This is a genomic window from Anaeromyxobacter terrae (assembly GCF_022690685.1).
Taxonomy (GTDB): Bacteria; Myxococcota; Myxococcia; order Myxococcales; family Anaeromyxobacteraceae; genus Anaeromyxobacter; species Anaeromyxobacter terrae.
In genome coordinates this window covers 1-4,844 of the sequence record NZ_JALCYY010000123.1, presented here as the reverse complement: position 1 = coordinate 4,844, position 4,844 = coordinate 1, and the positions used below count along the sequence as shown (strand labels likewise).

The 4,844-nt window shown below is 74.4% G+C and carries 5 protein-coding genes; 1 reads left to right on the top strand and 4 read right to left on the bottom strand.

Annotated elements, in window-relative coordinates:
- Positions 1–553, top strand: a 553-nt coding sequence (locus tag MNY62_RS25275; RefSeq protein ID WP_242347096.1) for an energy transducer TonB, incomplete at its 5' end; no start/stop codon positions are given.
- A gap of 127 nt (positions 554–680) precedes the next feature.
- Here MNY62_RS25275 and MNY62_RS25270 read toward each other — a convergent pair.
- The 4 genes from MNY62_RS25270 to MNY62_RS25255 form a co-directional block, all read right to left on the bottom strand.
- On the bottom strand, positions 681–1,640 hold the full coding sequence (locus MNY62_RS25270) for an ROK family protein (protein WP_242347095.1): 960 nt from the start codon (positions 1,638–1,640) through the stop codon (positions 681–683).
- Between the two features lie 2 nt (positions 1,641–1,642).
- Positions 1,643–3,013, bottom strand: coding sequence for a phosphomannomutase/phosphoglucomutase (locus tag MNY62_RS25265; protein ID WP_242347094.1), 1,371 nt, complete (start codon positions 3,011–3,013; stop codon positions 1,643–1,645).
- Between the two features lie 109 nt (positions 3,014–3,122).
- A complete protein-coding gene (locus MNY62_RS25260; RefSeq protein ID WP_242347093.1) occupies positions 3,123–4,217 on the bottom strand; it encodes a mannose-1-phosphate guanylyltransferase in 1,095 nt (364 codons plus the stop codon).
- Positions 4,214–4,844, bottom strand: a 631-nt coding sequence (locus MNY62_RS25255; RefSeq protein WP_242347092.1) for an NUDIX hydrolase, incomplete at its 5' end; no start/stop codon positions are given. The genes MNY62_RS25255 and MNY62_RS25260, both read right to left, overlap by 4 nt.

Genomic DNA, 4,844 nt, shown 5'->3' with positions numbered 1-4,844 from the left:
CCGCCCCACCCCACGCCGGGTCGCCCCCGCGCCCCCCGACGCGCCGCGCGTCGCGCGCCCCGATCCCGCGCCGCCGCCGCCCAACGCCGAGCCGCCCCGGGACGCGCCGCGCCGCGCCCCTGTCCGGGTCGGGGTCTCGATGTCGGCGACGACGGAAGGCGGGAGCTTCCCCGCGCCGGCCGGTAACACGCTCCACGGCGAGGCGCCGCGCACCGCCCCCGATCCCGGCGACGTCCAGGCCTACCGCTCCGAGCGCTACGTCCCGCCGGCGCAGGTGACCACCTTGCCGCGCCCGGTCTCCTGCGAGATCCCGCAGGCCGAGTACCCCGAGGCAGCTCGCCGCGCCGGGGTCGAGGGGCGCGTGGTGCTGACGCTCGTCGTGGACGAGGCGGGGCGCGTCGCCGAGGCGAAGGTGGTGGAGGAGCCCGGCCACGGCCTCGGCGAGGCCGCCGTCGCGGGCGTGAAGCGCCACTGCCGCTTCGAGCCCGCGCGCCGCGGCGAGGAGCGGGTGGCGACGCGGCTGCGCTACACGGTGCGCTACGAGCTGCCGTGAACGCGGAAGCTCGCCTCGACCTTCGCGACGACGGCCGATCCAGGATCAACGAACAGGCGAGCGAAGCGAGCCCGCCGGGGCGCCCACCGCGATCGCGGCGAAGCCGCCCGCGGGGGCGCACGGCCGGTCAGGGCAGCACCGCCGCCCCGATCACGCCGGCGTCATCCCCCAGCCACGCGTGCTCGATGCTGAGCTGCTTCACCGCGGACTTCGAGACCTTCTCGTCGAAGGCGCGGCGCACCAGGTCGCCGAGCGCGGGGCTGCCGAGCAGGACGCCCCCGCCGAGGATGAGGCGGGCCGGGTTGAGGATCGTGACGAGGTTCGCGATGGCGGTGCCGAGGAGCTCGCCCACCTCGGCCCAGAGCGCCCGCGCGTACGCGTCGCCGGCGCGGTAGGCGTCGTCCACGAGGCTCGCGTTCACGCGCCCGAGGTCCCCGCCCACCCGCTCGAAGATCGCGGTGCGGGCGCCCGCGGCGATCTCCTCCCGCACGCGCGCGGCGACGTTCACGCCGGAGGTGTAGGCCTCGAGGCAGCCCCAGTCGCCGCAGCCGCAGCGCCGCACCGCCGTCTCCGGGCGGATCGGGCAGACCTTCACGTGGCCGAACTCGCCCGCGACGCCCTGCGCGCCGTCGTAGAGGCGGCCGTCCAGGATGAGCCCCGAGCCGACGCCGGAGCCGACGAAGACGAGCACGACGTCGTCGAGCCCCTTTGCGGCGCCGAAGCGCTTCTCGCCCCAGGCGGCGACCGAGAGGTCGTTCGCCACCCGCACCGGCAGGCCGAGCGCGTCGCGGAGCAGCTCGCCGATGGCGACGTCGCGCCAGCCCAGGTTCGGCGCGTTCAGCACGACGCCGGTGCGCCCGAGGCACTGGCCGGCGACGCCCACGCCCACGGCGCCGACCGCGCCGGCGGCGATCCCCGCCGCGGCGGACGCCTCGGCGATGGCGTGCTGCACCACGGCGACGACCCGCGACGGCTCCCGCTCGCGGAGCGGCTCCTTGTGGGCGGCGACGATCTCGCCCGTGTCGGTGTCGACCACCGCCGCGCGGGCGTTCGTCCCGCCGAGGTCCACCCCGATCCCGAGCGGCATCGCTATGCCCCCAGCTCCCGCATGATCTCCTGCACCTTGCCGCGCACGAGCCGCTCGATCTCGTCGAGCCGCTCCTTCGTGCGCGCCTCGAAGCGCAGGACGAGCAGGGGCTGGGTGTTCGACGCGCGCACGAGGCCCCAGCCGTCGGGGAAGACGACGCGCACGCCGTCCACGGTCACCGCCTCGTAGCGCGCGGCGAAGAACTCCTGCGCGCGCCGCACCACCTCGAACTTCTTGTCCTCGGGGCAGTCGACCCGCAGCTCCGGCGTGGACTCGGTCCGCGGCACGTCGGCGAGCAGGGCCGAGAGCGGCGCGCTCGTCCGGGAGAGCAGCTCCACGAGCCGCGCCGACGAGTAGATCCCGTCGTCGAAGCCGAACCAGCGGTGGGCGAAGAAGATGTGCCCGCTCATCTCGCCCGCGAGCAGCGCCTTCTCCTCCTTCATCTTGGCCTTGATGAGGCTATGCCCGGCCTTCCACATGATCCCGCGGCCGCCGCGCTTCGCGATGTCGTCGTAGAGCGACATCGAGCACTTCACCTCGCCGACGATGGCGGCGCCGGGCTGCTCCGCGAGGAGCGCGCGGGAGAAGAGGATCATGATCTGGTCGCCCCAGAGCACGTTCCCCCGCTCGTCCACCGCGCCGACCCGGTCCGCGTCCCCGTCGTACGCGATGCCGAGGTCCGCCTTCGTCTCGAGCACCTTCGCCTTCAGGTGCTCGAGGTTCTTCTCCACGGTCGGGTCCGGGTGGTGGTTCGGGAAGCGGCCGTCCATGTCGATGAAGAGCGGCACGACCTCGAGCCCGAGCGCCTCGAAGATGGGCACCGCGATGACGCCGCCCGTCCCGTTCCCGGCGTCCACGACCACCTTGAGCTTGCGTCCCCCGAGGCGGAGGTTCTCCTGCACGTACTTCCGGTACGGGCCGACCACGTCGTACGGCGTCACCTTGCCCGCCCCGGTCGCGAACTTCCCGGACTCGGCGAGCCGGCGGAGCGCCTGGATCTCCTCGCCGTGATAGGTCGCCGCGCCGAGGCCCACCTTGAGGCCGTTGTACTCCGGCGGGTTGTGCGAGCCGGTGATCATGCAGATCCCGTCCACGCCCGCGGTGTGGGCCGCGAAGTAGGTGAGCGGCGTCGGCACGACCCCGAGGTCGAGCACGTCCACCCCGGTCGAGGTGAGCGCCGACACCATCGCGTCGCGGAAGCGCTCGCCGGAGAGGCGCGCGTCCCGCCCCACGGCCGCCTTGCGCCCGCCCGCCTCGCGGATGCGCGTCCCGAGCGCCTTCCCGACGAGGTGGACCGCCTCCTCCGTGAGGTCCTGATCGACGAGCCCGCGGATGTCGTACTCGCGGAAGATCGTGGGGGAGAGCGTCGCCATGTGGGGTCCTCCGGTGCGAGTAATGTCGTGCCGCCCCCCGCGGCGCGCAGGCCACGGTGGGGCGAACGGGCGCTGTCTAGCACGAAGGGGCGCGCGCGGCGCCCCCGAATCAGAGCACCTCGTCCCGGCCGCGGCGGGTGAGCTCCTCCACCGCCTTGCGCACGTCCTGCGCCCGATCGCGGCGGCAGACGAGGATCGCGTCGCCGGCGTCCACCACCACCACGTCGTCGATGCCGATGACCGCGACGGGGCGGCCGTCGGTGGCGATCACGACGTTGTTCCTGCCGTCGATGACGAGCGCGTCGCCCTCGGCGACGTTTCCGGTCGCGTCGGTGGTCCGCACGTCGGGGAGCGCCGCGAAGCTGCCCACGTCGCTCCAGCCGAAGTCCGCCGGCACCACCGCGATGCGATCGCTCTTCTCCATCACGCCGTAGTCGATGGAGATGGACGGGCACTCGGGGAAGACGCGCTTCAGGGTGCGGGCGTAGGCCGGCGTCCCGAGCGCGGCGGCGATCTGCGCGAGCTGCTCGCCGAGGACCGGCATCGCGCGCCGGATCTCCTCGAGGATCACGTCCGCGCGGAAGACGAAGATCCCGGAGTTCCACAGGTAGGAGCCGTCGGCGAGGTAGCGCGCCGCGGTCTTCGCGTCGGGCTTCTCGACGAAGCGCTCGACCTTGAAGGCCTGGAGCCGCGCCCTGCCCTTGCCGCCGCCGCGCGCCGCGAGGCGTGGCCCGAGCTTCAGGTAGCCGTAGCCGGTCTCCGGCCGCGACGGGCGGATGCCGATGGTGGCGATCGCGCCGCGCTCGGCGAGCTGCGCGCCGGCCGCGATCGCGTCGCGGAACGCCGCGGGCTTCGCGATGTGGTGATCGGCCGGGAGCATCGCCATGATCCCCTGGGGATCGCGGGCGGCCACGTGGAGCGCGGCGAGGCCGACGCAGGGCGCGGTGTTGCGCGCGCACGGCTCGACGATGAAGTGCTCCTTCGGCAGCTGCGGGAGCATCCGCCGCGCAGCGGCGGCGTGCTGCGGCCCGCACACGACGTAGGTGCGGTCGGCCTTGGCGAGCGGGGGCAGGCGCGCCAGCGTCGCGGCGAGGAGCGGCGCCTCGCCGGCGAGCGGGAGGAACTGCTTCGGCCGGTCCTTGCGGGACAGCGGCCAGAAACGGGTGCCTGAGCCGCCGGCCATGATCACGGGGTAGATCTTCACAGGGTCCTCCAGATGGAGAGGAGCTCCGCCAGGATGCGGGCGGTCGCCCCCCAGATCGTATCGTCACCGATGGTGTAGGAGTGGACGTCCAAGGGCAGCCCCCACGCCTCGGCGCGCTCGGTCCGGTGCGCATCCGGCGCGAGCAGCGCCGCGAGCGGCACGTGGAGGATCTCCTCCACCTCGTGGGCCGCCGCCGCGTAGGGATAGGGATATGGCACGGTCGCCACCCAGGGCGTCAAGCAGAACGCCGAGGTGAGGACGAGCGTCTCGGAGAGCCGTCCCATCACCTCGGCCTGGGCGGGATCGAGCCCGATCTCCTCGCGCGCCTCGCGCAGCGCGGCGGCGAGGTGCTCCTCCTCCGGATCGATGCGGCCGCCGGGGAAGCAGATCTGGCCCGCGTGGCGGCGGAGGTGCCGCGTGCGGCGGGTGAGCAGGACGTGCGGCACACCGTCCTTCCCGTGCAGCGGGACGAGCACCGCGGCCCGCAGGAAGCCGCCGGGCGGCAGCGCCGCCGGGGAGATCTCGTCGAGGGGCGCGACGCCCGGCGCGCGCGCCGCGAGCACGGTCCGCAGCGCCGCGAGGCTCATCGGCCGAGCGCGGCGCCGAGCGGCGCCGGCGCGCCTCCCG